The 26540-nt window shown below is 47.8% G+C and carries 19 protein-coding genes; 3 read left to right on the top strand and 16 right to left on the bottom strand.

The genetic code is table 11. The features are described 5' to 3' along the window. Window positions 1-23: 23 nt before the first annotated feature. The 9 genes from NST47_RS05975 to NST47_RS05935 all read right to left on the bottom strand — a co-directional run bounded on the left by NST47_RS05975 (window position 24) and on the right by NST47_RS05935 (window position 8480). Window positions 24-947, bottom strand: coding sequence for a carbohydrate ABC transporter permease (locus tag NST47_RS05975; RefSeq protein WP_341154316.1), 924 nt, complete (start codon window positions 945-947; stop codon window positions 24-26). Window positions 948-974: 27 nt separating this feature from the next. Next, window positions 975-1928 carry an ABC transporter permease gene (locus NST47_RS05970; RefSeq protein WP_341154315.1) on the bottom strand — a complete coding sequence of 318 codons (954 nt, stop codon included), beginning with the start codon at window positions 1926-1928 and terminating at the stop codon, window positions 975-977. A 255-nt stretch (window positions 1929-2183) separates the two neighbouring features. Beyond that, a complete protein-coding gene (locus tag NST47_RS05965; protein WP_341154314.1) occupies window positions 2184-3323 on the bottom strand; it encodes a trans-sulfuration enzyme family protein in 1140 nt (379 codons plus the stop codon). Window positions 3324-3414: 91 nt separating this feature from the next. After that, the gene (locus NST47_RS05960) at window positions 3415-5040 is read right to left on the bottom strand and encodes a response regulator transcription factor (protein WP_341154313.1); all 1626 of its coding nucleotides are present in this window, start codon (window positions 5038-5040) and stop codon (window positions 3415-3417) included. Next, entirely contained in the window at window positions 5009-6853 is a 1845-nt protein-coding gene (locus NST47_RS05955; RefSeq protein WP_341154312.1) for a sensor histidine kinase, read from the bottom strand. The genes NST47_RS05960 and NST47_RS05955 overlap by 32 nt, the downstream gene beginning before the upstream one ends. A gap of 220 nt (window positions 6854-7073) precedes the next feature. Then, window positions 7074-7421 carry a hypothetical protein gene (locus NST47_RS05950; RefSeq protein WP_341154311.1) on the bottom strand — a complete coding sequence of 116 codons (348 nt, stop codon included), beginning with the start codon at window positions 7419-7421 and terminating at the stop codon, window positions 7074-7076. Between the two features lie 94 nt (window positions 7422-7515). Then, entirely contained in the window at window positions 7516-7668 is a 153-nt protein-coding gene (locus tag NST47_RS05945; protein WP_341154310.1) for a hypothetical protein, read from the bottom strand. Window positions 7669-7856: 188 nt separating this feature from the next. After that, window positions 7857-8147 carry a hypothetical protein gene (locus tag NST47_RS05940; protein WP_076235675.1) on the bottom strand — a complete coding sequence of 97 codons (291 nt, stop codon included), beginning with the start codon at window positions 8145-8147 and terminating at the stop codon, window positions 7857-7859. A gap of 51 nt (window positions 8148-8198) precedes the next feature. Beyond that, entirely contained in the window at window positions 8199-8480 is a 282-nt protein-coding gene (locus NST47_RS05935) for a hypothetical protein (protein WP_341154309.1), read from the bottom strand. A gap of 197 nt (window positions 8481-8677) precedes the next feature. On the opposite strand from NST47_RS05935, the gene NST47_RS05930 reads away from it, so the two are divergent. After that, the gene (locus NST47_RS05930; protein ID WP_341154308.1) at window positions 8678-9160 is read left to right on the top strand and encodes an SRPBCC family protein; all 483 of its coding nucleotides are present in this window, start codon (window positions 8678-8680) and stop codon (window positions 9158-9160) included. A gap of 220 nt (window positions 9161-9380) precedes the next feature. On the opposite strand, the gene NST47_RS05925 is transcribed toward NST47_RS05930, so the two are convergent. Next, window positions 9381-9650, bottom strand: coding sequence for a hypothetical protein (locus NST47_RS05925; protein ID WP_341154307.1), 270 nt, complete (start codon window positions 9648-9650; stop codon window positions 9381-9383). A 136-nt stretch (window positions 9651-9786) separates the two neighbouring features. On the opposite strand from NST47_RS05925, the gene NST47_RS05920 reads away from it, so the two are divergent. After that, window positions 9787-9999: a helix-turn-helix domain-containing protein gene (locus NST47_RS05920; protein WP_341154306.1), complete on the top strand. Its 213-nt coding sequence runs from the start codon at window positions 9787-9789 to the stop codon at window positions 9997-9999. A gap of 11 nt (window positions 10000-10010) precedes the next feature. On the opposite strand, the gene NST47_RS05915 is transcribed toward NST47_RS05920, so the two are convergent. The 3 genes from NST47_RS05915 to NST47_RS05905 all read right to left on the bottom strand — a co-directional run bounded on the left by NST47_RS05915 (window position 10011) and on the right by NST47_RS05905 (window position 14686). Then, window positions 10011-11489: an oligosaccharide flippase family protein gene (locus NST47_RS05915; protein WP_341154305.1), complete on the bottom strand. Its 1479-nt coding sequence runs from the start codon at window positions 11487-11489 to the stop codon at window positions 10011-10013. A 212-nt stretch (window positions 11490-11701) separates the two neighbouring features. Then, window positions 11702-12982 (bottom strand): DEAD/DEAH box helicase, encoded by a 1281-nt coding sequence (locus NST47_RS05910; protein ID WP_341154304.1) that lies wholly within the window; start codon window positions 12980-12982, stop codon window positions 11702-11704. A 201-nt stretch (window positions 12983-13183) separates the two neighbouring features. Beyond that, on the bottom strand, window positions 13184-14686 hold the full coding sequence (locus tag NST47_RS05905) for a L,D-transpeptidase (RefSeq protein WP_341154303.1): 1503 nt from the start codon (window positions 14684-14686) through the stop codon (window positions 13184-13186). A 377-nt stretch (window positions 14687-15063) separates the two neighbouring features. Here NST47_RS05905 and NST47_RS05900 point away from each other — a divergent pair, with 377 nt between their 5' ends. Then, complete coding sequence (locus NST47_RS05900; RefSeq protein WP_341154302.1) at window positions 15064-16089, top strand: NAD-dependent epimerase/dehydratase family protein; 1026 nt, start codon at window positions 15064-15066, stop codon at window positions 16087-16089. A gap of 204 nt (window positions 16090-16293) precedes the next feature. Here NST47_RS05900 and NST47_RS05895 read toward each other — a convergent pair whose 3' ends face one another. From NST47_RS05895 to NST47_RS05885, 3 genes are all read right to left on the bottom strand, one after another. Continuing rightward, window positions 16294-17031 carry an NAD-dependent protein deacylase gene (locus tag NST47_RS05895; RefSeq protein ID WP_341154301.1) on the bottom strand — a complete coding sequence of 246 codons (738 nt, stop codon included), beginning with the start codon at window positions 17029-17031 and terminating at the stop codon, window positions 16294-16296. Window positions 17032-17033: 2 nt separating this feature from the next. Beyond that, window positions 17034-17435 carry an iron chaperone gene (locus tag NST47_RS05890; RefSeq protein ID WP_445667441.1) on the bottom strand — a complete coding sequence of 134 codons (402 nt, stop codon included), beginning with the start codon at window positions 17433-17435 and terminating at the stop codon, window positions 17034-17036. A 257-nt stretch (window positions 17436-17692) separates the two neighbouring features. Continuing rightward, entirely contained in the window at window positions 17693-26392 is an 8700-nt protein-coding gene (locus tag NST47_RS05885; RefSeq protein ID WP_341154300.1) for a cadherin-like beta sandwich domain-containing protein, read from the bottom strand. Window positions 26393-26540 lie beyond the last annotated feature (148 nt).

The following is a 26540-nucleotide window of genomic DNA, read 5'->3' as shown; positions in this document are numbered from 1 at the left end:
AGCCTACCGCATCGTATACAACTCTAGCCTTTTACGGATCCTAATAATGAGCCTTTAACAAAATACTTTTGCAGGAACGGGTACACAATCAGAATCGGAACCGTAGCGAAAATAATGACCGATGCCTTCAGCGACTCCTGAATGATGCTCAGCTTGCTCTGCTGCAGCTGCATCGTTTCCAGCGACGTGTCCATCTGCGATAGCAGCAAAATATTGCGCAGCTTAACCTGAAGCGTATGAAGATCGGGATTATCGATGTACAGAACAGCGTTGAAATATGCATTCCAGTTGCCTACCGCATAAAATAATCCGATGGTCGCAAGTGAAGCGCCAGACAAGGGAAGCACAATCCGGATCAGGTATCGGATATTGCCACAGCCGTCCATAATGGCGGCTTCTCTCAGCTCGTCGGGCAAGCTTTGAAAAAAACTCTTCATTATAATGACATTAAATGCACTAATCAGTCCGGGTATCATCAGCGCCCACAACGTATTGAGCATGCCCATGTTTTTCACAAGCAGGAAGGTTGGAATCATTCCCCCGCTGAACAGCATCGTGATGATCATAAAATTCATGAACACCGCCCGCCCCTTCAAATCACGCCGTGACAGCGGGTAAGCGGTAACGACCGTAAACAATAAATTCAGCGCCGTGCCCAGTACGGTAATATAAATCGTAATAAACAGCGAGCGGATAATTGTAACGTCCGTCATAATCGATTTCATCGCATCCAGCTGCCAGCCAATTGGCCACAGCACCACCTGACCCGTCTGAATCGCCTGATTGCTGCTGAAGGCGTTAGCCAGCGTATTCAAAAACGGAAAGAGACAAAGGAAAGTGAAAAAAGTAAGCGCACCGTAAAGGATCACGTTAAAGCAAATATCACCGATTGGATAAAGACGCTTTCTGGACCTTTGTCCGGCCGCTGTGCTTTGAGTGTCAGCCATGCAGTTTCCTCCTTTCTTGTCTGCCATTTACCACAAGCCTTCGCCTCCCGCTCTTCTAGCCCAGTAATTGGCTGTAAGAATCAGTGTCAGGTTGATGACCGACTGTACCAGACCGACGGCTGTCGTCAGACCGAATTCACCCTGCTTGATCCCTACGGCAAACACATACGTACTGATCACCTCGGATATTTCATTGACTACCGGGTTGCCCAGTGCAAGCGGCTGCTCGATACCGATGCTTACCATATGTCCGATCGCCAGGATGAACAAAATAATAATCGTCGGCATAATGCTCGGAATGGTGACGCTGACGATCTTGCGCAGACGTCCCGCCCCGTCGATAGAAGCGGCCTCATAAAGCGAAGGATCAATGGCGGTCATCGCCGCCAGGTAAATGATCGTGCCCCATCCGGCGCTCTGCCAGACGGCAGCCAGGGTATATACCACGACCCACCATGCTTTATCGGCCATAAAATAAATCTCTCCGAAGCCGAGCCAGCGGATAATCGCATTGACGATTCCATATTTCGGAGAGAGTACAGCGTAGATGATCCCTCCCAGTACGATCCATGACATAAAGTGCGGCAGATAGAGCAGCGCCTGGGAAATATTTTTGAAATATTTGGAGCGGATTTCATTCAGCATCAACGCGAGCAGGATAGGAGCCGGAAATCCGACCACCAGACCGAGCACGTTAAGCAGCAGGGTGTTACGGATCATTTGCCAGAACTCGGGAATCGAGAACATTTCCCTGAAATTTTCCAAGCCGGACCATTCACTGCCAAACACGCCTTGAAAAATATTGTAATCTTTAAAAGCAATAATCAGCCCTACCATCGGAATGTAGGCAAAAATGATAAAAAAAGCTACAGCCGGCAGAAGAAGCAAATACAAATCATAGTTTTTCTTCCACTCCCGAATACGAGGACTCGATTTTTTGCCGACCTCCCTTTCACGGATAGCCGCAGTGTGAATCTCCATATCGTCTCTCCTTTCTGCACAACCCCAGCTTTGACACCTTATTCTGTCGATATGAGTTACCACTTCCTGGTAACGCTTTCAGTGGGGGTTGATTCGCTTCGTTATTAGTAATTGAAGTATAAAATAATTTGTAAGCGGTTTAAATGCGGCAATCTTTACTTTTTATTAGTTTTTTCAACTTCCTCGATAAGTTGCTGAAGCCCGTTTCACATAAAAAAACGTCCCGTAGGACGTCTCTATCCGTTGCTCATCTGCTCACACTGATCGCAGCGCCTGATCCAGATCCTCCATCAGCGAATCGGCATTCTCCAAGCCAATCGAAATTCGCAGCAGCCCCCGGGGAATACCGTGGCGCACGGACGTTTCCTCATCCAGCCAAAGACCGGGCGAGTTGATCAAGCTCTCAAAACCGCCCCAGCTCGGTCCTTCCTCGAACAGGCGCAGCCCCTTGACCAGCCCAAGCACCTGGTCGGTATCGCACCTGGGTACAAAGCTCATCAGTCCCGAGTACCCGGACATCTGGGATTGACCGAGCTCGTACTGCGGATCACTGCGCAGGCCGGGATACAGCACGCGCTCGACGCACGGGTGCGCCTCCAGAAAGGCCGCTATCCGCAGCGCGCTTTCCTCGTGCTGCCGCATGCGCACAGGCAGCGTCCGCAGCCCGCGGATCAGCAGCCATGCCTGATGCGGGTCCATCACCGCTCCGAACAAGCCGCGCTCCTCACGGCTGATGCGGGCAAGCCGCTCTCGGCCACCGACAACCACACCGCCAAGGATATCGCTGTGACCGCCCAAATATTTGGACGCGGAATGAACCACAATATCCACTCCCAGCAGCAGCGGATTCTGGAGCAGCGGAGTCGCCCACGTATTGTCGATAACGGTCGTGATGCCACGGGCCCGCGCCAGCTCCGCAACAGCACGCAGGTCCTGCAGCTCGAACGTATTGGACAAGGGACTTTCCAAATATATCACCCGCGTGTTCGGACGAATCGCCTGTTCAATTTCCTGCAGATCGGAGCCCTTCACGGCTGTAGCCTCGATGCCGAAGCGGGACATATAACCCGCGATGAACGTACGCGTTGGCCCGTACACGTTTAACGGATAAATTACATGGCTGCCGTGCTCGAGCAGGCTGATCAGCACAGCGCTGATCGCTCCCATGCCCGAAGAAAAGCACAGTCCCGCTTCGCCCGATTCCAATGCGGCGATCTTCTGCTCGGCGATTTCCGTGGTTGGATTCGCCACACGCGTATACGTGTAGCCGTGATCCATGGTCTTGCGCGTGAACAGCGTATTCTGAAATATCGGCGGCACAATGGCGCCGAGATAACGATCGTAATCGTCACCCAAATGTGTGCAAATTTCCTCTTGATCCGATCTCCCGCTCATATCCTGTTCCACTCCTTCATCTCTTGTTCCTACTGTAAATCGGGGTGTCGACCTTTACCATATCAATATTTAAAGGTTTTATTAGTTTTCTTTACTTTTTATTTTTGAACTCCTTGGGTGAGCTTCCCTCGATCCGCTTGAATACCTGATAAAAATACGCGTACTCCTTGTAGCCAACCATTTCCCCGACCTCGTTGACTTTATATTTGGGGTCCTTGAGCAGCCGCTTGGCCGCTTTGATTCTCGCCCTGGATAAAATATCGACGAAATTTTCGCCGGTCTCCGTTCTCAGCAAACGGCTGAGGTAACCCGAGCTGATGCCAAAATGAGTGCTGACCGAAGTCAGCGTAACGGCCTCGGCAAAATGTTCATGAATATGCTCCATAATGCTTTTGACAATCAGACTATACTCCTTCTCTCCACCTTCGAGCTTGACACGGATCCGGGTTACCAGCTCCGTCATATAATCCGACGCCTCCTTCAGGCTGTCCAGTCGGTATACCTCCTCCAGCAGTTGGTCGATGCTCTTGCCCAGACCAAGCTCGTCACCTGTCGCATGAAAATAATAACGGGCTGCAGATAAACAAATCTCCGCCAGCAGCCCTCTGGCTACCGTAATATTGCCTTCGGCATATATGCCGATTTGCCCAACGATCCGCTTCGTTTCCTCAACCAGCTGTTCCATCGGGATTTGCTCGATCGACTTCTCGAAGCGTTCAATATCCTGCATCACGGAAAATTTGACCTGGGTTCTGGCGGCCTGCTCGCTCTCCGCTGACAAAATCATTTCCTCGCTGCGGAAGAAACCCGAGTCAAGCAGCGCGCTAACCTCTCTGTATGCCTGCTCCAGCTCCTGGGACAGCCGGTACACGGAGCCAAAGGATGCACGAAATTCGGCTCCTGCCGTTTTCTTCGCCATAGACAGCCATTCGACCGCAGCAGTATTCAATTTCCTTCTGACCTCACGGGCAATCGGAACACGGTCGAACTGGCACATCACAATCAGATCGCCACCTTGGTACAGCGTGATCGTGCCCATGCCCTCTTTGCGGCAGCATTCGGCGGCAAGCTCGGCCAATGCCTCCCGGTTGGCTGGCTTTTCAAAGCGTGGTCCGTTACCAGCCAGAGGCCTGAAAGCCAGCAGGACAAAGCGGCTGTATTCAATACCAAGCTCATTCATCGCCTGCTGCGCATCACGAGCCTCCAGAGCCTCCTCCGTCCCGTTAATTCGCCTCTCCAGCCATTGTCCCCGCAGGGCGGGAAGCGAATGTGAATGCCGCTTCACCAGTCTGGATACCTCGTCGTTCAGCAGCGCCGATTGCCGGAGAACCGATTGTTCCTCCTCGACTTTATCCGCTGCCGCTCGCACTATTCTTGACAGCTCCTGATTATGGATCGGCTTGACGATGAAATCGAACGCCCCGAGCTTAATCGCCTGCTTGGCGTATTCAAACTCCTGGTAGCCTGTGATCAGGATCGTCTTGGCATGCGGTACATGCTCGCGCATCCATTGCGCCAGCTCCAATCCCGTATGACCCGGCATCTTGATGTCGGTGATGACGATGTCCGGCCGTTTCTCTTCCAGCAGAGCCAGGCCCTCAATACCGTCCTCCGCCTGACCTACAACCTCACAGTCGAGCTCCTCCCATTTGATCGTCTGCACAATAGCTCTGCGAATAATCGGCTTATCGTCGATCACCACAACCGTTTTCTTCAATTGTCTCTACCTCCTTATCCTCCAGTACAGGCAGCCGAATCCGCACCTTGGTTCCTTCGCCAATCCGGCTGCTGATTTCAAGCCCGAACTGCTCTCCATATAACATCCGGATCCGCTTATGCACACTGAGCAGTCCGACCCGCGTATGGTTAGGTTTGGCCGCTGCCCCGCCTGCATCCTCCTCCAGCAACACCTCGACAGTCGCTGCATCCATACCTATTCCGTTGTCCGCCACCTCCAGAAACAGCGAATCTCTATCCTTATAGGCCATAATGCCAACAAAGCCTCGTCCCGGTTTCATTTCGATACCGTGCACAATCGAATTCTCCACAAGCGGCTGCAAAATAAATTTGGGTACCCAGCAGTCCATCACATCCGGAGCCATTTCGTAGCCGACCTCGATTTTATCTTCGTACATAATCCGATGTATCTCCAAATACTTCGCTACAAAGGCAACCTCGTCCTTGAGCCCTATCACATCGCCCTTCCTGCTGATGCTCTCCCGCAGCAGCGAACCGAGCAGGTATACCATTTCCCCGATCTGCTCGTCGCCCTTCAGCTTGGCAAGACCGTGAATCGTTTCCAATGTATTGTACAGAAAATGCGGATTGAACTGTGCCTGAAGTGTCCTGTATTCCGATTGCAGGGTGCGGTACTCGGCCTGCTGTTTCATCATTTGCTCTTTATATACCGTATTAATTAGCTCATTGATGCGGGTCGTCATCAAGTTGAACCTGTCAGCCAGCAGACCGAATTCATCCCGGCTTTTGGGTACGATCCATCTGGGTGTGAAATCGACGGACAGCTGGCTCATGCTCTGCAGCAGCAAACCTACGTTCTCGGTGATGCGTCTGGAGAGGAAGGCCGCCATCACAAATGCTAGCAGCAGCGCCACAATCAGAACGGTAAATGTCCAAAAACGGATCACTACCGTACCACGGGTCAGCTCATCCACGGAAATAATCTGAATAATTTTCCATTTCTCATAAGGCATCTCCAGAATCGTATATATATAATCCCGGCCGTTCAATTCAAAGGTTGGCTGTTTATCCGCAGTCTGCTCAAACAACCGCTGCTGGATAAAGTAACGGATCGTGGATTCCATCGGCTCATCCTGGACCAATCGTTCATTGTCCTCGTTAAGGACGAGCACGCTGCCCTGCGTAAGCTCGTCCACCGTCGTATAGATACTGCGGATTTGCTCACTGTCGATGCCGACTATAACCGTTCCGGCGTAAGCGCTGCTTTCTCCGCTGTACAGCGACTTGGCCATAAAAACAAGATTCGATCCGCCGGGAAGCCATGAGGCTCGGCCTCGCCTCTCCTTGATAGCGTTTACATTTAAGCCCTTTGGCAGCTTGCTGAGTGTGTTCAGCCCGGCGGAGCGTTCCGCAACATACAGCCGATCCTGCTCATCATAAAACAGGACGGATTGATAATAATTTTGCGACAGCATCAAGCCAGCTATGAAATCATTCGTGTTACGTCCACGGAACAACGCTTCAACCTCATACTCCTGGCTGCCCACCTCACCAGGGAGATTTAAGCGGGACACTTTGAACTGCTGAAACACAAACGTCTCAAAATCGCGTGTCCGCTTATCCAGATTAATGCCCATTTGCTGGCTAAGAAAATGCGAGTAGACGGAGGTATTGCTTTTGATCGTCTTGATCGAGACCTGGTAAATGACAGCGACAACGAGCAGCACAGTGACCAGTATAACAGCAATAAAAGAAAGCAAAAACTTCGTGCGCAGCTTTAAATCGTGAAATCGGGATATCCATCCTATCAATATGATCACCTGTTGGTTCAATATAGGTTCTTCCCCGAGCATAACACATTCCTTCCCGGCAAACGACAGATGAATGCGTTTTTATTCTAAATCTCATTGGTTGCTGCATTTGAACATACAGCAAAAAACCGTCCGTGACTGATCATCGGAACGGCCTTTTATATGCGTTATGGAGGACACGGTTATGGGGTTGCAGCCGCTGTTGAAGTCGTGTGTTGTTGAAATAGCACTTACACGCGTCCTACTTTTTATCCACTTGAAGCAGCGAGATATTCTTAATCGAAAAGGTATCCTTAATCTTATCTTCTGTAATGACGTTCAATTTGAGCAGACTGGCGATCTTGGAGGAATCCGCCTTGGAGAGCAAACGCCATACCTCCGGATCAGGCAGCGCTTCGTACAGCTTGCTATCATCGTATTCCTTACGCTCCTGAAGCACAACCTTCACCAAGTAACTTCCAACCTCCAGCCTGGATACGCCAAGCTCTGTGCAATGATTCAAAATATCGCTGCGCAGCTCTGTCAGCTCTTGCTCTATCTCTTTATGCTTTTGCTTCAGTTGGTAATATTGCTTTATTTTCTTGTCCATTGTATTCACGCTCCTCTTTACTACATATTTATGCGGAGGAAATTGATTTAGGACAAGATCATACGGGGTGACTTATGCAGGTTCGTCTCGTAATTCATTTCTTACCTTTCGTTTCATTGATTTTTTTGGCATGCTTTTTTATTATATCCATTTCCTTGTTCAATTTTTCCATATCCTTGAACATTTTTTGCATACCTTTATTCTCCTGCAGAAATCTGTAACCATACTCCAACAGTTTTAAATTCATGCAACCTTCCATCCTCTCATTGATCCTTTTAATCAATATACGTGAGGACCATTCAACGTGCTTCCGCGTATGCAGGGAAACCACATGAAAACACAAAAAAGCCAAGCATAGCTTCAGCTTGACTTTTCAACGTGTCCATGCAGATAAAAGGTGGTTACTTACTCCCTATCTGCTCTGTACCTCACTGCTCAGGATTCACTGGAATATTCGACATTCGCCGTGTCCAGCATCGATTTCCAACTAGCAAAATCCGTTTCCCTTACAACATGCCGATCAAAAAGCTCGTCATGAATGTTATTAATATCTTCTTGTGTCTTTACTTGAAAGTTGCCTTTCTCTAAAAACTCGTCAAAGCTCTTGAAGCTGGAATGCTTGCTCATGAACGATTCATTAAACAATTTGTCTAATGAAACATGGTTCGGGTCTTCCTGAATCGTTTTTTGGCCTTGTAAATCCTTCAGCAGATCCTCAAATGACATTGGCTTTTGCTTTCTCAGAATACCACCCCTAAATCAGTTTTATCGATCCAGCTATCTTGCTGATACCGGAATCGTTTTTTCACATCGCAATACATAAGGATAACACAAATGCATGCAAAAGACGAAGCAGGATTTTAAAAAATATGGATTGCGACCGCCGCAAATCTGTCGTACCCAAGCAGGATTAGCTTTGCTGACATCCTTCAGCCTTTGACTTACGGAGTTTTGTACGTATTTGGACGGATCGGATTTATCCGCTTCTAGCAGCAAAACTCCTGATATTTTCGCATCCTTATCATATACCCAATCGTTCAAAATAATGAGTGATTTCATTAATTTCTTGGTGATCACTTAACCATCATGGTCCACTCACATGAATATAATTCAAATTACAAATTATACTTGCACCTGACGTTACGTAATGTTTTATAGTAAAGATACCGGTAAATGATCAGCGTCAACAAAGGAGGTGTTCGGAAATAAATAAGAAGTTCACAAAGAAACTACCCTATGAATCGGAGGAATTCCCAATGTTAAATAATGATGACAGCTCCAGCACAACGAATGATGAAGGCAGCAATGAAACGGTACACACCCGTCTCATAGATGCACCACGCGAAATTGTTTTTAATGCTTGGACGACTCCAGAGCTGCTTGCTAAGTGGTGGGGGCCCAAAGGCTTCACGAATACGTTTCAACAATTTGATGCCAGGCCAGGCGGGCTTTGGACTTTCATCATGCATGGTCCAAACGGTGTGGATTATCCGAATCAATGCATGTTTGTTGAAATCAGCAGCCCTGAACGAATGGTTATACGCCATCTTTCCCCTGTACATGAATTTCAGATAATTGCTGATTTTGAGGATATCCAGGGCAAAACCAAAGTAACGTTTTGTCAAAGGTTCGAGACGGCGGCGGAACTGAACAAGCTAAAAAAACTTGTTGTTCCGGCGAATGAAGAAAACCTTGATCGTCTAGAAGAGGTCGTAAGGTCGTTAACCCGTCAGGAGTAGACAGTTCAATCTGCCGCACTGGCGCTCCATTCTGGGTGGTGGCAACTATATGACACCACCTAGATAACAATGGGTAACGGCACGTTTGTATATACAGATTTGATCAAGTTGACTTCACATTACCAACACCATCAGATACGATATAATGTATAGTAAAGATGCCCAACAACAGTAATGTTATCAGGCGCATCATCATTTTGTTAATCGTACCAACCATTAGCTATATGCATCTAGTATCTATGTGGCTAGCACTTGAAGCTAAGATGCTTTTTTCTAATCTTAAATGCAGTAACTCTGTCTGAAAATCATTGCCCATATTGTGTATCACAGTAAGGATTTCTTCGGTTGTAATAGCATGAAAACTATTGCCGTTCTGAACAACAGCATCAAGAACTGCAAAAACACATGCTTCACAAGTTTTAATTTTTTCCATTAACACCTGTTCTTCAGTTATTAATAGTTCATATGGGGCTGTTAAATCACTATCCATATTTCCCCTCCCAGCCACTAATTCATTTTATAAAGTATAAAATTATACGTTTATGCGTAATTTGACAATATATACTCGGGCGTAATATGTAAATTATTTCCATTAAAATAGCAAAACTGCTTGGAGGACCTTCTTGATGATGAAATTATCGGTAAAATTAAAGGACGCTTTGAAACAACGGAATATGACACAGCTAGAGCTATCTAAAAAAGCTAATGTTAGACAAGCCGCTATATCGGAGCTCTGTAGAAATGAGAGGCAAGAAATCAATCTTGAACAAATGGAACGTATTGCCGACGCATTGGGAATTTCTGATATAGGTGAATTATTGCAATTTGAGGAATTATAGTCGCTCCCCCATCACATAACCTCATTCCTCGTCGCTCCCAATCCTTTCCCCGCCCTCAGCTCTACATACATAGTCAGCACAATCAAACAAAGAATCCCTACAACAACGAAGCTCGTCATCCATCCTCCTGTAAACCGACCCACCTCCATAAACAGGCCCATAAACAGGCTCGGAATCAAAGGCTCCCCGTAAGCCTTCCACCAATTGAGCGTGAAATTTTCCAAATAAAAGAACCAGATCATACAGATGGCAGAGATAGCCCAGCCGCCCGTATAGATCCATACCGCCAAGACAGGATGGCTCGCGGCAATAGTGGGAACCAACGTGATCACAAAAATACCGGCCACGATCATCACCCAGAAATTCGCTTTGGTTTTGCCAATCCCCGCTAAGATATTGCCGCCTAATCGGCCAACGGACGAGAAGAACACTCCGAGCGCCAGCAGCCGGATATATGCCGCCGAGTCTTCGCTCGTATAGCCCTCCCCGAACAAATATCCATTAATCTGATCTGGATACAAACAAATCACAACCGTTAGAGGGTACAAGATCAGGTTGTTATATCGGATACACAAGGTACCCCTCCTTTTGCTTTCCAGAGGGTCCTGATAGCTCGCCGCGACAAACGGAAAGGTCACAATCATGAACGCCCAAGTCACAATTCCGATAAATCCCGTTATGCGAAAAGCGTTGCTAATATGTCCAACGGCAATGACCGAGCTGGAACCAATAATCATCGTCACAAAAGGCTGTTGAAACGCCTTCGCGATATTGCCAGCCCACAGCGGAACGCCATATTGCATCATCTTCCAGATTTCAGGAATAGACACACGGCCTAACCATTTCGGATGATGCACCTTTTCTACCTTCCAACAAATGAACAGCGCAGCCAGTACCGATCCGATACCCATCCCAATGGACACTCCCCATAGGAAGCCATCCTCACCTATAGGCCATAATACGCCTAATACCGTACCTGCTGTGGAAAGCGTCGTTGTGATCACCATAAATAACGCCTGCGTACCAAAATTGCGATTACCGGAGAAGGCGGATACCCCCATATTAATGATCGAATTGAACACCAGCATGATCGAGCTTATGAGGAGAGCACCTTGTAAGGAGGGCAATGCATACGTATGAGCGAGTAGCGGCGACAAGACTGCAAGCAGAATGCAGACGACCACTCCAAAAAACACACTGCCCAGCATGGCCAACCGAAACTTATTTTCGATCGCGTCCTTCGGGTTCGTTGAAAACGTATACACCAATGAAGAATTAAATCCCACATTGAGAAAAAGGTTCACCATTCCGAAAACCTGCAGCAATAAGTTCACTTCACCGAATTTGCCGGGATCATTCAATACACGTGCTACCACGATGCTCCCCACGGTCTGCAGCAGTTGATTAATAAAAAGACCCAGCACAATAATAGAGACACTTCGTATAAGAAACCGCTGATTGTCATTCAATTGCATTTTAGTATTTAGCATGTGACATCACCTTAGGCAAGCTGGATTATTTGAAAAAAAACACGTCAATACAACAATTATTGTGATTATATGCGATATCGTCATGGACAACAAATACTATCTTGTTACACAACAAATACTATCTTGCGAATTCATCATGGAGTGTACATTGATAACAAAAAAATACCCCCTGCATCGCTGTAACTCACGATTTGCTGGAGGTATGGGTTTATTTATCTATTCGGTTTACTACCTTTTTTGAACCACTCGGATCTGGGCTTGAGCTTCGGATTGGCCTTAGGGCTAGTCTTGGGCTTAGCCGGTTTGGAGACTGCCGGTTTCGATGGCTGTGCCGCCTTGGAAGGAGGGGCTGTATTCAGCATCGGATACGGATGGTCCTTCACTTCAGGAATGGTCTTGCCGATCAATTTCTCGATATCCTTGAGATACGGAATTTCTTCATGCTCGCAAAAAGAGATGGCGATCCCGCTCAGTCCTGCTCTACCGGTACGGCCAATTCGATGAACGTAGGTTTCCGGAATATTAGGCAGGTTGAAATTAATTACATGCGAAAGCTCATCGATATCTATGCCCCTTGCTGCAATATCTGTCGCTACCAGCACTCGCGTGACGCCACTTTTGAAATTACTGAGTGCATTTTGACGGGCATTTTGAGACTTGTCCCCGTGAATGGCCTGAGCGGTAATATGCACCTTGGTCAGTGCTTTCACAACCCGATCTGCACCATGCTTGGTCCGGGTAAATACGAGCGCTGAAGCAATCGATTTATCCTGCAAAAGGTAGCTCAGCAGTGACTGTTTGTTTTCCTTATCTACCCCGTATACGGATTGCTGGATGCGGTCTGCCGTAGAAGAGACCGGCGTAATTTCGACTTTCACTGGATCCTTCAGCAGGTCTTTGACCATTTTGGATATTTCCGGAGGCATCGTGGCCGAGAAGAAAAGCGTTTGTCTTTTGGCTGGCATTTTGGAGATGATTTTCTTCACATCATGAATAAAACCCATATCCAGCATGCGGTCGGCTTCATCTAATACCAAGATTTGGACATGCTGCAAATCGATATGCTTTTGATTGATGAGATCGAGGAGTCTGCCCGGAGTGGCGATCACGATATCCGCTCCCAAATGCAGTGCTCGCTCCTGCGTTTTTTGTGAAACACCACCTACGATAGCCGTGCAGCGCAGCTGGGTGTATTGGCTGTAGGCCACAATGTTATCTGAAATCTGTAAAGCGAGCTCTCTTGTTGGTGTCAAAATCAGGGAGCGCACTCGACGCTGTGTATGGGGTCTGCCCTGCTGCTCACTTAACAGCTGGATAATCGGTACCGCAAACGCAGCCGTCTTCCCGGTTCCGGTTTGAGCGCAGCCCAGCAAATCTCTGCCAGCCAATACAGCCGGGATCGCCTGCTCCTGTATCGGTGTAGGCTTTGTATAGTTCTCCTTGGCTAAAGCTTTTAAAATCGTGGGTGTAATATTCAAGTCATTAAATGTCATGTTGTCTCCTTAATTGTATACCATGTATATTTGTATTCACGTATCTTTAACATATCTAGTACTGTCTCCACAAACCGTCCCTTTATGTCATAACACGTAAGGATAACACAAATATACGCACAAAAGAAGCGAGATTTTCAAACCAAATAACCCGACACTACCAACTAGCGGCAGAATCGGGCGGTTTTACTCGTATTTCTTTTAGCCTAACCAATGGAATACCTTGTTTTTTGCAGATTCATTCGGAAGTTTGGTGCCCAAGGGAACAAGAGCTTGCGGATTCCACTGAGCGGCGGTAGCGGCTGTCAGCCCTGTAGGGTTGTTATCACGGATGAATATAACTGTACCCTTGGGAATAAACGGATATAGCTCCTCAATATCGGCATTCGTCATACGGATGCAGCCCAATGACAGATTGCTTCCGATGGAAGCAGGATCGTTCGTGCCATGCAAGGCGATCGCGCCCATTCCAAGTGCTGAGCTGCCGTACACGTTGGGATGCTTGCCTTGTGGCTCCTTCACCCTGTCCAATACAGAAAAACTACCTACCGGTGTCGCATCATCTGCCCCCAGTCCTACCTTCTTCTCCATCAGCAGCGTTGAGCCAGCTAACAATTGCAGAGAATGGTCGCTTTTCCCCACTACTACCTGGAAACGTTCAAAATTTGCCCGATGCGAATTCGGGTTCTCCATCGTATTAGCATAAAACATATCGCTATACTGCTTAGCCAACGGATCAAACACCCATCCGCCGTCACCGTCGTACTTCCCCACAATTTGATTTGAGCCCGACTGTATTTCCTGAGGGATGAAGCTTAAATAGTTTTGCGGGTAATCGGCTACCAGCTTGTCCAGCTTGTCTGGTGGGGTGCCGTTATCGGAAATATATGCCTCCAATGCAGTACGCACAAGATTCGCCCCCGCTTCCGTCAAACTCAGCAGCTTGCCATAATCCGCATTTAGAAAACGAATTTTCACGGTTGGATCCTCAGATGAATTGTATTGCGCCACCACGAATGCCTTCCCTTTTTGGGTCTCATCCGTTAAAGGAACTAGCTTCTTATCGGGGTTTTGGCCATTGCTCGCGATTCCGTACAGCCAAATATTTTGGCCAGGATTGGTTTTGGCCAGGTCCAGAGCTTTGTTGTACAGCTCGTTCTCGATTTCTTTGTGGGGCTTGTTCTTTGTTAAATAAATAATATAAGGCATGTCCACGACCTCATAAGTAATCTCTTTCCCTACACCCCACAGCTGAAAAGCGGATACGGTTCTGGTTATCGAGTCTTTTCCCCATAGGAGACCCCATAGAAACATACTCAGCAGCAACATCATGAACAGAATGATTTTCCACAAACGTGGAGATGTAGAGCTGCTCTTGTAGACGATAGGAAGATCAGAAACCGGAAGCGATTCAATCCCCTTTCCGTTACCTTCCAAACCTCGTATGGCGCTGGCCGAAGCAAAGTAAAACTCTGACGGATAGGTTTTCCTGCATTCCTTATAATGAAAAATCGCCTTATCCACGATGCCTTTTGCTTCAAATTTTTGGCCTAGCTTATAATGTGCTTCAGGTGAACGGGGGTCCAAATAACGAATAACCTTTTCATAATACATCGGGTCACTGCGGTTGAGATACAGATTTTTATGAAGATGCACCATCTCCTCATCCAAATGATTTTTAAAACGGCCCTTGATGGGATTCAAGAGAAAACCTCCTTTCTTTGAAGCGGAATTTTGAAAAAACGCTGAAAAAGAAGAAATAAGCATTTAGGATGAACACGTTTTTGATACATTTCGTATCATAAAATACATGATTTCCCCTAATATTTTTTCTTCCCCCTGCGAATTCACCTAAAATGGACTACTCATCTCAAATATAGCGCAAAAATATCAGGCATATAAAAATATTACGATACATTTTGTAACGAGTCAATATTTCTTATTATAGAGGTATCTATCATGACTCTGTAAACCCATAGATCACTTCCATGTAACTTACTGAATATGAAGATAGCTCTTAAATATTACGTTGATCTTCGATATACTAAGAATAGGAATGAGAACATAATCATAACGAGAAGGTGATAGTCTTGAACGTTCTACTATTAGGTGGAACCGGTGTGATTAGCAGACAAATTGTATCGCAGCTGCTGCTCGCTGGTCATGAAGTCGTTATATTTAATCGGGGCTCCCGAAAGCTGCCATTTGCCGGAGACGTGGAATGGATAACCGGTGATAAATCAGATGCACAACACTTTGAAGCATCCATGAGCAAGCGTACGTTCGATGTCGTGATCGATATGATCAGCTTTAATGAAGCTGACGCCCGTTCAACGGTTAACACCTTTAACCATCGTGCCGGACAGCTTATCCTATGCTCCAGCATAGCTGCGTACAAACGGCCGTACAAGACCAATCCGATTAAAGAGGATGCCGCGGAGCTTTTCGATAACCCGGAATTTGCCTATGCTTACGAAAAGGCCGAAATGGAACGGTATTTGCAGCGTATTACCGGAGAGACTCAGCTTCCGATCACGATTATCCGGCCATCGTTAACCTACGGAATCGGGGGCAGTAATCTGGGTGTGCTGAGACAAAATTACAACATTGTTCAGCGAATTCGCGCTGGCAAACCGCTTGTGATGTTCGGGGATGGAACAACGCCGTGGGCTTTTACCTTTGCCCCTGATTTGGCCAAAGCCTTTGTTGGCGCTGTTGGAAATACACGGACCTACAACAAGGCTTATCATGCCACCCATGAGGATGTACATATCTGGAACGATTTGTATGTGGAGTTCGGCAGCATTATCGGGATCGAGCCGCGGATCGTCCATATCCCCTCAGAGCTTTTGGCAAAAGCGAACCCTGGTTTGTTTGCCCATCTAGTATTCGAGAAAAGCTATTCCGGGCTGTTCGACAATTCTCTTATTAAATCAGATATTCCCGGCTTCGAAGCTACTATATCGTTAAACGAAGGTCTTCGCATGATGCTCGACTGGTATGAGAGCGAAGCTAGCACCGTAGATGCGGATAAGGACCTGCTGGAGGATCGATTGACGGATATTTATTTCGAGTGGAGCAGGCAGATGGAGGCTTTTCAGGTTTAGTACAATAGCTTATAAACAACATGCTGAAAAAGGTTATCCTTCAAACCATTTATCGTTTGAAGAGATAACCTTAATTATTATGGTATATGTCGATTCCATCAGTTCGTTTACTAATTTATATAATAGTTCTTTCCGATATTTTCCCGTAGTAGTAGGTTCCACTCTCATCAACTATGTGACTAATTATTAATGTGTAATTTAATTTCATATCATATCGGCTGTCAGCGCACTCAGCACCTTGGCAATGCTCTCCGAGATGATATAGTTGGCTAATCCGTCCATAGGCGTGGCACTCTTATTAATTAGCAGGAATTGGTTTCCTTCATATAACCGAATTAATCCCGCTGCTGGCTGAACCGTAAGAGAAGTACCTGCGACGATCAATACATCTGCTTGTTGTATATATGTGGCCGCGCGTTCCAGCAGGCTCATGTCCAAGCTTTCCTGATATAAAACGACATCCGGTTTAATCAGCTCACCACACCGCTCACATAAAGGCACAGGTCCACGTGATCCAACGATCGACGACAAAGGATATACCGCATGGCAACCCATGCAGCGATTCCTGTGAACAGATCCATGCAGCTCAAGCACATTCATACTTCCAGCAAGCTGATGGAGACCATCGATATTCTGTGTAATGATAGCCTTCAGCTGCCCTCTCTGCTCAAGCTTCACCAATGCTTCATGAGCCGGATTAGGCCTTGCATCTGGATAAAGCATTTTGGATTTATAAAAATGATAAAACATCTCCGTCCGCTCCAAGAAAAAATCACGACTTAACATTTCTTCCGGCGTATACCTCTTGTCCGTTCCTTCATTATATAAGCCATCAGCAGAACGGAAATCAGGAATTCCACTCTCGGTTGAAGTACCCGCACCTCCGAAAAAAACAATGCTGCCGCTCTCACCCACGATGTTCTTTATTTCATTAAAGTTCATGCCTAAGACCTCTTTCCTCTGGTACGGGTACTGCTGTTTTTTACTTGTTTGATATTTTCGTCAGCTCTGAATTTAACTATCCGACTTACTAATTCGTAAGGCAGCGGCTTGTCTAAAGGAAATTGTATAGACCCTTTTGCCCATTTGTATGGTGATAATTCATGCTTGAACGCATCGACCCCACTTGGAGCTGGATAAAAGCCTATATGATTGTTGTAAGCAGCAAAATGCACCAAATTTCCATGCAGATCAAATGTAGGCATTTGATAACTTATCTTTTCCGTAGCTTCTGGCGCCGACTCTTGTATAACCTTTCTTAACGTATTAAGAATTTCCTGAACCTCAGAAGGGAATTTGGATATGTATGCATCAATTGGATCCGAAGTTTTATGGTTTCCTTCCATAATTTCTCCTTTCATAGACACTTATAGATACTTGTACCGTTAATAATCTATTAGTCTCTCTAACCAGATGAACATGGCTTCATTAGCCATTATTTGATTAGTAAAATCATACCATATTTAAGTCGAGTCTATGTTGATTATGATATAAAAGTGCAGGTCGATCCCCTTAACCAAGCAGATAGAGTAATCACAACGAAAGCCCATGAGCGCCTAAATAGGCATCATGGGCTTTAACGTTTTAACGCTTATTTGGCTTATTAATGATTTGGTGCCACATACACACTACCATCTGACAACAGCTTCACCGTGCCAGAAGCCGACTCAATTTCCTGTATTGCCCAATGGTCCTGCGGTACGTCTGGCCAACTTGAAGATTTCACGTTCGCCAACGGCCGTTCAAACAATCTGTTCAATACCTTGACCGCTTCTGCACGATTCAGCTTGTTATCCGGCTGGAAGGTGCCATCCGGATAACCCTGCAAAATACCTGCCTGTGATGCCTGCTTGATCACTTCGGAAGCCCAGTGATTGCGGGTATCGCTGTAGTCGACAGTCGGTGCATTGCCAGTCGCAGTTGCCGGAAGCAATCTGGCAGCGATGCTGGCCACCTCTCCGCGGGTAATGGCGTCGTCAGGGCGGAACAACCCGTTGTTATCGCCAAGCATTAGTCCCGCGCTCTGCATGTCGGCAATTGCTTTAGCAGCCCAATGTCCTTCAGCTACATCAGGATAGCCAGCCGCTGGTGCCGATGCCGTTGTGCTTGTAGTGCTGCGGGCCCCGATACGCTGCAAAATCGTTGCCAATTCTGCACGCGTGATCGCTTGCGATGGACGGAAGGTGCCGTCCGGGTAGCCGGACAAATAAGGTTGCAGCACCTTCAGCGCATCTGTTCCATTCTTTTGAATGGTTGTGAATGTGCTGAACTTATTGATTTCAATAGCAATACCAGCCAGCTTGCCTTCGGCATCATAACGGATTTCTCCTTGCGAAAGCGCCTTGTCGCCATCGCTGTGCTCAATATAAACAGCCAGCTCCGATAAAATTTGCTTGGCGGCAGCCTCATTTTCAGGCAGCGTCAAGTTATTAAGTGGGAACAAGAGCTCTGTCGTGTACCCAGAGAAATTAGTTTCAATTTTGATCGGTTGACCGATCACGATGACCGGTTGACCTCCTGCCGCGTTTTGTACCAGCTCGGCTGCCTGAACGCGCGATGTCACCTCACTGCGCTCGACATCGGCGCGAATTGGAACAACTCTGAAATAAGCATCCTTACCGTCTTTACCCATTTGCTGCAGCGAGGCTGCAGCTAAAGTGAACTGCACATCCGGCAATACGATTTGTAACGACATGCTGCCATCTGCCAGCAAGCTCACAAAATCGGCACTCAAGCTTACAAACCGCTCATCCGCAGGTGCATCAGGTACATCAGTCACATAGATGCGAGCAACGCTGTCCTTATTCAGAACAGCCTTTTCCAATATGGAGCGTGCTGCTTGCGCATCTAACTTCACCGAATCGACCTTTTTTCCTCCTTCTGTGGTTCGAACGATTGGTGTTTGGTACGTCCAGCCTCCGGAGCCACCTGAAATCGTCGTTTGACGCTCGTTCTGGTCCGGCTTAGAAGAATTACGTACACGCTTCATATCAATGGAGTAAGTCTGCGACACGGTTCGATCAGCCGACTCGACACTTACAATGATGGTATTATCCCCAATGCTGAGATCAGGAGTGAAGATGCCCCCACCCTTCAGTGACGCACCTTTTACCGTCACCGCTGCCTGCGGATCATTGGCAATTGCCGTTATGTTGGCTTTACCACTAGTGGTCGTAAAACTACTACCGTAGTTAAGCTTGTAAGGGTTGAAGGCACTATCCAAGGTTGTATTCACCTGCAAGCTCGACAGCAAAGGCGGCTGTACAGGCAGCGTCTTCTCACGCAGAACGGAAACATTATACGTGAGCTTGGTTCCGTCCTGTGCACTTACCTCGATCGCCAATGTTTGAGCATCCTGGGTAACCGGAATCGACAGGGCTGTTCCATTCGTTACGGCTTCTCCCTCGATGCGAATGGTTGCATCAGACTGTTCCGCAGCAGGCAGAAGCGTAATCGCACCTGTCGCATTAGGTACAAGCACCTGATAATTCAAGGTAGCCGGATGGAATTCAGACACCAGCTTGGCTCCGTCCGTAGCCAGCCCCAGCTGCTTCAGCTGTGCGTTACTGCTTGGCTCCCGCCATACGGCAACCATATAGCTGCGTGTTTCCGACTTATCCGGTGAAGTAACAGCCACAGGAATTTGATTTTCTCCTACTTGCAGCTGAATCGTTTGGGAAGCTTGCCCGCTTGGCACCGCTTGTCCCTTAACCTTAATGTCTGATCCCGCCTTCAGGGCGTCAGGTGTCAAGGTAACCTGGTCCACCGTATTGTTCACATAAACGGCATAGCTTTCTTCAGCTCCTGTAAAAGGCTGTGCAGCGAGCTCATCACCCGTTTGCGAAGCCGTGGCGTTATTCAGCTTCAACGTACGTAATACCGCTACGCTGGAGCCTGTTCCGTTAATTTGCAGCGTGTATTGCTTGTCTGCCGCATTATCAGGATGAACCAGTATTTGCACGGTACGTCCAGCAGCAGGCACATCTACATCTACATAGCCGTTTTCCGAAAGTGTTTGTCCGTCTACTTTCACCACGGAGGATACAACCATCGGAACCGCGTAGACACGAACCTTATCCGCGTAAGCTAATGCTTGATACGAGTTTGTACCAAATTTATAAGGTGTGCTCATCTTAGCACTTCCTGTTGTCAGAGCAGCAAGATCACCAGGGTAAGTTGGGATCGTTCCTACCAAATCACGCAGTACCTCAAGGCCATATTCCGTCTTATTCCCGATATCATCGGATGCCGTGATCTTGATCTGGTTCCGATCTGCCTGCGTCACCCAATCGAGCGGCGCGTAATATACGAAGCGACCTTCGTCATTAAGAGGAACACTAATTCCATTAATGACAAGCTTCGCTCCGGCATCCGTTTGACCGGTAATATAAACCTTGCTGTCATTGGTTACAGTACCGTTCAACGAAATCGGCTTGCCTTGTGCATCATCACCTCCGGACGCAATAAGCAGCGGACCAGTACGATCGACAAACAGCTTGCGGTACGCCACGCTGCGGTCGCCGCGCTCATTAACCGCTTCGATCAGCAAATTGTATTCCCGTTCTTTCAGCACACTTACATTAAGCAGAGAATGCAGAGCAAACCCATAAGTGCCATCTGCAGCTACTTGCCCACTGCCCAACTGCTGTCCATTGACCGTCAGTGTAAGCGACGTGTTTTGATTCGCCGTCACCTGCAAGGTAGCTTGCTCAGCCGCTGTAAGAAGCAGCTTTTCCTCATTTCCGTCAAACGCTGTATAGGCGCGCTCAACCGCATGTGAAGCTGCATCCAGCGAAACCGCCAAAGTGGCCGGTTGAGGAACAGGAAGCTCCGATGTCACGCTCGAAGAAAGAGGACTCAATACAAATCTTCCTTGCTCTTGCCCGATAGCCGATACCGCAAAGGTATAAGAAGCTCCGGCAGTCAAACCGGAAACAATCGCATACTGCCAATCTCCCGTCTGCGGATTAAAGTCCATAATCGGAACAGCCGTCTGGCCGTTTGTGCCTCCGCTGACCCAAATTCGATAAGCCTTCACATCTCCCGCTATGGAAGTAAAGCGCAGCGATACTTCTCCGTTGCCTGTAGAAATCACCTCAGGCTGTGCTGGCGCATTAAGCGTATAAGGAGCAGTTACCTCAACCGTTCCTACCGCAGTTGCGTACACAGGCGCTTTTCCAGCACTCACACCTGCTATGGACACATAATAAGTCCCAGGCATCGTTGAGGCCGGTATATCGATGGTTGTGCTGCCGGAAGCAGATAAGCCATCTGCGATTACTTCCCCGATAGATTGATCGGCGCTGTCGGTGAGCATAACCGTCACTTCCGCATCAGACGCTGCATTTTCCATCGACCACGTTACTCGAATACGGTTTTCTGCACCGGAAACAGGTGATACCGACGCCTTAATTACAGGCGTTGGTATTAGCTTCTGGATCTGCAGATTAACCCTTTTCGCATTTTGGACCATCCATTGGCCTACAGGCGCGCCCAGCAGCGAAACATATAGCGTATCCCGTCCATCCTGAACAGGGTTTGGTGTATCTATCTGTGTCTGCTTAAGCGGATCTACGCCCGTGTTTGCACTTAATACCCGGTCTGCAGCAGGCTGCAGGTAAGCATTGCCGTTTGGAGTTTCAAAGTTCAAAGTATACGGCGTTCCGTCCGGAGCCGTGATTACCGTGTCAGCAGTTCCACCGCTGATCGTCAGCATATAATCTCCAGCCTCGGCCAATTCAAAGTTTTTGGAAAAGCGGCCTTCCGCCAGCAGTGGCTTGATCGATTTGAACTTCCTTGTGGATGTGTAGGCAACAACACTCGTAAAGCTGCTGCTTGTTGCTGTCCACTTTCCACTCAAATCAGCCCCGTTAAGCAAAATGGTCAGCTTTTGCTGTGATTCATCATAAATGGCGTTCATACCCGCTTGGTTCGGGTCAAGCTGCAATGTATAAAGCTCGCCTTTTGGCGTATACAGCTTCGTCTGCGCATTGGCCCCATAAATCTCGACAATCGCCTGGCCATTGTTCGTTGAACTCATTTGAAATGCCGTAGGATAATCTTGGGCTTGTACCCATTGTGCTACATCGCCGATTTTGGCCTGCGACGGCACGATGTTCAAAGCTGCTGTCGGACTAGTGCCGGCGCTGATGATCCAGGTTCCAGCCTCCACCGCATCGAGCAGCGCATACAAATTGCCATTTGCATCACGGTAGGCATTCCAATCTGGCTGATTCTGCACGGCTTGCAGGCCATAAGGTCGTCCATCAGGCTTATAAATGATAACCTCGCCCTGCGCTGCGCCAACCTTCAGTGCGTAGGCTCCGCGTTCCTTCATCGTAAGTGATGTAACTGACCGCTCAGGCGTTTGCGCCCATAAATTCGCCAATGCATCAAGCGTCAGTGTTTCGTTCGCAAACAGCAGTTCATTTATACCAATACGGCTGTTGCTGTTCGTCACCAGCTTCCAATTTCCTGCATATAACGACACGCGCATAAAGGATGTATCGCTAGCTGCATGATAAAATACTTTCGGCTGTACGAATGGCTCGGACGCTGGGTCCGTTACTGCAGGAGCGTTCAGAACAGCTGATCGCTGATCACCCTTCATAGTGATGAACGCATTATAAGTGCGATCCACTGCAAAACCGTTGGTCACCTGTCCACTCGAAGCGTTCACCTCCGATGTCATCAGCGGTGTCTGATCCAGTGTAGTAAGCTGTCCATCGACTAGACGTGCCTTAACGTTTGTGCGCACCGTATCCTCAGGTTGGAAGGACAGGCTCACCGGTGTCCAATCAAATACCCTCTTTAACGCGCCGGCCGCTGCAATAGTTACCTGCTTATTCGAATCTGGCTTCATCAGGAACAATTCTTCCGCGATATCCAGCCACGGATCGGCTGCATCCATAAAGTCGGTGACATTGTTCACGAAATCCCCAACCTTGTCCCACCACGACTTCTTCGGAGGCTCAGCTTCCACCTCAAACAGAATCGTGTTGTTGTTAAAGGTATACTTTACATTAGCTCCAATCCCGTTATGCTTGAACGTACCATATATCCCAGTTTCATTAACACTGAGTGCTACGTTGTTCACCGTCGCCCCGCCGATACGCGGGATACCTTTGGGAACATATACGGTTCCCTTTATGGCCCCGTTAAAGCCTTTTTTATTGAAGGAATAGTTGGTCATCGCTCCCTTAACCACTTCAAATAAGTTAATATCACCCTTCGAAGCAAAGCCCGGGGAGGAAAAGCCTTTTATTCCAGCTGTCGCCGGATTAACCACAGTCTGCATGCTCATGTTATTCACAGGCAGCCAATAATAATACTCGATTCCACTGGCGTTAAAGCCATAGGAGGATACATCCATATTCACCGAATCGGTTCCGATCAGGTTGAATTTGTAATTAACCTGTGGGTGCTTCAACTCGGGTACAATTAGATCCATCACTGAGCCGGTAACGTTAAACTTCTGGGGAATTTGCGTTTTTTCCGCCAGCTTGTCTACATTGCCGAACAAATAATTAACCTGAAGGCCTGTCGAAGCCAGCTTCGTCTTGTGATACATGCCAAAGTTTACACCATCTAGACGCCCCTGCTTGGTCTTCATGTTCAAATCAAAGCTAAGATCGGTATCAGGCAGGCTGCCCGTACCCCGAACGCCAACATAAGGAATGCGACTGTCCACTACAAATTTGGTGTCGTTTGCGTTAAACGGTCCAACCTTAAAGCTGTTGTTCATCGTATACGTACCGGATAGATCAAACCGGTTATTGCGGAATTTCAATTCTTCAATCGGTACGGAACCTGTAACCTTCTGACTCCCTACCTGCAAGCCTATTTCCAAATCGCCAGTCAAACGCAAGCCATCCTTTGCAAAAATAAGTCTGCTCGCTTTGACAGGCATATCGATATTCAAATAATCTGTTGCCTGACTACTGTTCAGAGCAACGGAAAAGTTGTCCGACGAAATCGTGAACGCTCCGTCCTGAATCGTGTAGGACAAATTCGCTCCCAAGGCTCCACCGCCATTGACGAATAAGCGACCCTCTCCACTAATCGTGGCCTTGCCGGTCGATGGCTCCTTGGTCACCGCAAGACGGCTGCCTTTAAACATGACGGATTCATTGATCGTCACGGTTTCTGATGTGTCATTAAGCGTATACGTATTCGCCGTATTGGGGTCCTCCGTAAATGGACCTTGCAGCACCAGGCTATTCACTTCATTGCTTGCGGATGTGCTTGGAACTTCTACTCGGGCAAAGTTACGCGGCTTGTAGAAGTCTAGTGCCGTCACTGTCAGCCCTTCCGTGAATACAGGTGGGTTGACAGGTGGGTTGGTATTGTTGTAAAAATCATGCTCCAGGTGTACATCATATTTACCTGGCGGTAATTCATCCTTCATTTTAGGGTCAGTCACCTTCAATGTCAGTTCAAGCTGGCGATCATTTAAAATATTATAAGTCAACGGATATTGTGTACCGTCTTGAGCCTTCAAATAATAATGAATGCCATCCAAAGGCTTGCGCAGTAAATTGGTAACACCCGTACCGACAGCGACCAGCCGCTTCTTGTCATTAACATGCAGGAACGATGCGCCAACCCGGTCGAAATGGACATCTGGCGGCAGCATGTTCGGATCGTCCTTCATCGCAAAATCCTTGATTTCTGTGTAGCTAGTGCCAATCTCATTGACTGCATAGCCGCGGATTTCGTAATCCTGCTGCCAAGTCAGACCGGTGAGTGTAATCGTAAAGGGACTTGGGTCTTCGGGGATCGTATCTGTACTAGGCACCCGCGTCCATGCGCTATCTCCCTTCTTACGGTACTCCACCCCTTGTGAGGAGATCTTTCTGGTACCATCGTCATAAACATTCGTTACGACATTGACGGTATCATTGATATGCTGAGAGTCAAAGTTGATAACCGGATCCACATCAAACTTGATGCCTGGCGCTGTCGGCGGCGAATAACCGAACACCCAGGTTTCGTTCATAATAGCTGCAGGCCACGTCCCGACTTGAGCATTGCCGCTACTCGGGAAGTTTACAACACCAATTTCACTACGGCTTCCGCCGAATACAACAAAATTTTTACCGTCAAATGCCATGCTGGCATAGCTGAGCGGGAAGGGAATCTGCTGATTGGAAACTAGCTGAACATCATAGGAGACTGCGTTAGTGGGATTCGTTTTGTTCTCAAAGATTCCTTCCATGCTGAACTTCGGCCGCGCACTGCCTTCCCACTCGTCGCTACTCCAACCGTACGCCATGCTGTCGAACGCAGGGGGATACCTGGTCGTAGGCAATTTCAAGCCTTTCACCAACTCGGCACTGGACGTATGGACATAGTCCCGTTCCCCGCTAAAGAGCACAACGCGGCGCCCGTCATAAGCCATAACATGGCCCCAACGACCGTAATCAACATGTGGACCATTCACCGAACTCCATGACTGTGCAGCCCGGTCCCACTTCCACAAAAGCGGAGAGCTATCGTCATAGGTTGCGGAGATAGACCCAATGCGACCGCCGTACAACACCGCCGTATTGCCATCATAAGCCATTTGACCGCTATATGCAGCAGGAGGTGACTGAGCTGGCTGCGCCTGTGTCCATGTCGTACCATTCCACAGCCATGTATCGCCAAGCGGTGTCTTTGAATTTCCACTGCCTGTATAACCGCCGAACAAGACTAGCTGCTCACCATCATAGGCGAGCTGAGCTCCTCCACGGGCTGAAGGAGCTGTCCCGCTTACTTGCTCCCATTTGGCATCAATACCGTCCCACAGCCATGTATCGTTAAGCACGCCTGACTGACCTTCGCCGCCAAACATAAGCACCTTTTTGCTGACGGCGTCATAGGCCATGACTGCTCCTTGACGTTTGGGAGGCTTGGAAGAAAGAATCAATTCTTGCCAGGTTTTCTGTCTACCATCCCAAATCAAGGTCTCATCAAACAGTCCGCTATTGCCCTGACCACCGAACATGACCACATTGCCTGCATTCTCGTCGTGAGCCATAGCCGCAGCTTGTCTGGGAGCGAGAGATAAATTAGACGTGACTCTCTCCCATTTATAGTCATTTATTGAACTGGTCGTTGTGAGCGTAGTCAGCTGCAGCGTCGGCGTAACTACGGTGTAAGTATTCGACTGCACGGTATTGGTTCCACTCCCGTAAGTTTGTCCCGTTACCGTTCCATCTGCTTGAACCGCACTAACCCCCCCATGCAAGAGAGGCATACACTGAACCAACAGAGCAGCAATTAATATTTTGGCCAATCCGGAATTCCAACGTTTTCTCACCCAAATAATCCCCTTCACATTCACTTGTATTAGGCTTGTTAGAAATGTTATTAGACACAAATCTATCATCTTACCTACTGTATTCAAGCAGGCAAAAATCCGACATAGTTTGACATATTCCGTCCTCTCCCTTGTCTAATTTTGTATT

Origin of the sequence: Paenibacillus sp. FSL H8-0034, from assembly GCF_038000305.1 — a bacterium.
Lineage (GTDB): Bacteria > Bacillota > Bacilli > Paenibacillales > NBRC-103111 > Paenibacillus_S.
The sequence above is the reverse complement of the archived record's forward strand: the minus strand, read 5'-3'. Positions and strand labels throughout refer to the sequence as shown.

What these genes read in the sequence shown, in the direction of transcription:
- NST47_RS05975 (WP_341154316.1), bottom strand. Translation starts at nt 947, where the DNA reads ATGGCTGACACTCAAAGCACAGCGGCCGGACAAAGGTCCAGAAAGCGT.
- NST47_RS05970 (WP_341154315.1), bottom strand. Translation starts at nt 1,928, where the DNA reads ATGGAGATTCACACTGCGGCTATCCGTGAAAGGGAGGTCGGCAAAAAA.
- NST47_RS05965 (WP_341154314.1), bottom strand. Translation starts at nt 3,323, where the DNA reads ATGAGCGGGAGATCGGATCAAGAGGAAATTTGCACACATTTGGGTGAC.
- NST47_RS05950 (WP_341154311.1), bottom strand. Translation starts at nt 7,421, where the DNA reads ATGGACAAGAAAATAAAGCAATATTACCAACTGAAGCAAAAGCATAAA.
- NST47_RS05945 (WP_341154310.1), bottom strand. Translation starts at nt 7,668, where the DNA reads ATGAATTTAAAACTGTTGGAGTATGGTTACAGATTTCTGCAGGAGAAT.
- NST47_RS05940 (WP_076235675.1), bottom strand. Translation starts at nt 8,147, where the DNA reads ATGTCATTTGAGGATCTGCTGAAGGATTTACAAGGCCAAAAAACGATT.
- NST47_RS05935 (WP_341154309.1), bottom strand. Translation starts at nt 8,480, where the DNA reads ATGAAATCACTCATTATTTTGAACGATTGGGTATATGATAAGGATGCG.
- NST47_RS05930 (WP_341154308.1), top strand. Translation starts at nt 8,678, where the DNA reads ATGTTAAATAATGATGACAGCTCCAGCACAACGAATGATGAAGGCAGC.
- NST47_RS05925 (WP_341154307.1), bottom strand. Translation starts at nt 9,650, where the DNA reads ATGGATAGTGATTTAACAGCCCCATATGAACTATTAATAACTGAAGAA.
- NST47_RS05920 (WP_341154306.1), top strand. Translation starts at nt 9,787, where the DNA reads ATGATGAAATTATCGGTAAAATTAAAGGACGCTTTGAAACAACGGAAT.
- NST47_RS05915 (WP_341154305.1), bottom strand. Translation starts at nt 11,489, where the DNA reads ATGCTAAATACTAAAATGCAATTGAATGACAATCAGCGGTTTCTTATA.
- NST47_RS05910 (WP_341154304.1), bottom strand. Translation starts at nt 12,982, where the DNA reads ATGACATTTAATGACTTGAATATTACACCCACGATTTTAAAAGCTTTA.
- NST47_RS05895 (WP_341154301.1), bottom strand. Translation starts at nt 17,031, where the DNA reads ATGAACTTTAATGAAATAAAGAACATCGTGGGTGAGAGCGGCAGCATT.
- NST47_RS05890 (WP_445667441.1), bottom strand. Translation starts at nt 17,435, where the DNA reads ATGGAAGGAAACCATAAAACTTCGGATCCAATTGATGCATACATATCC.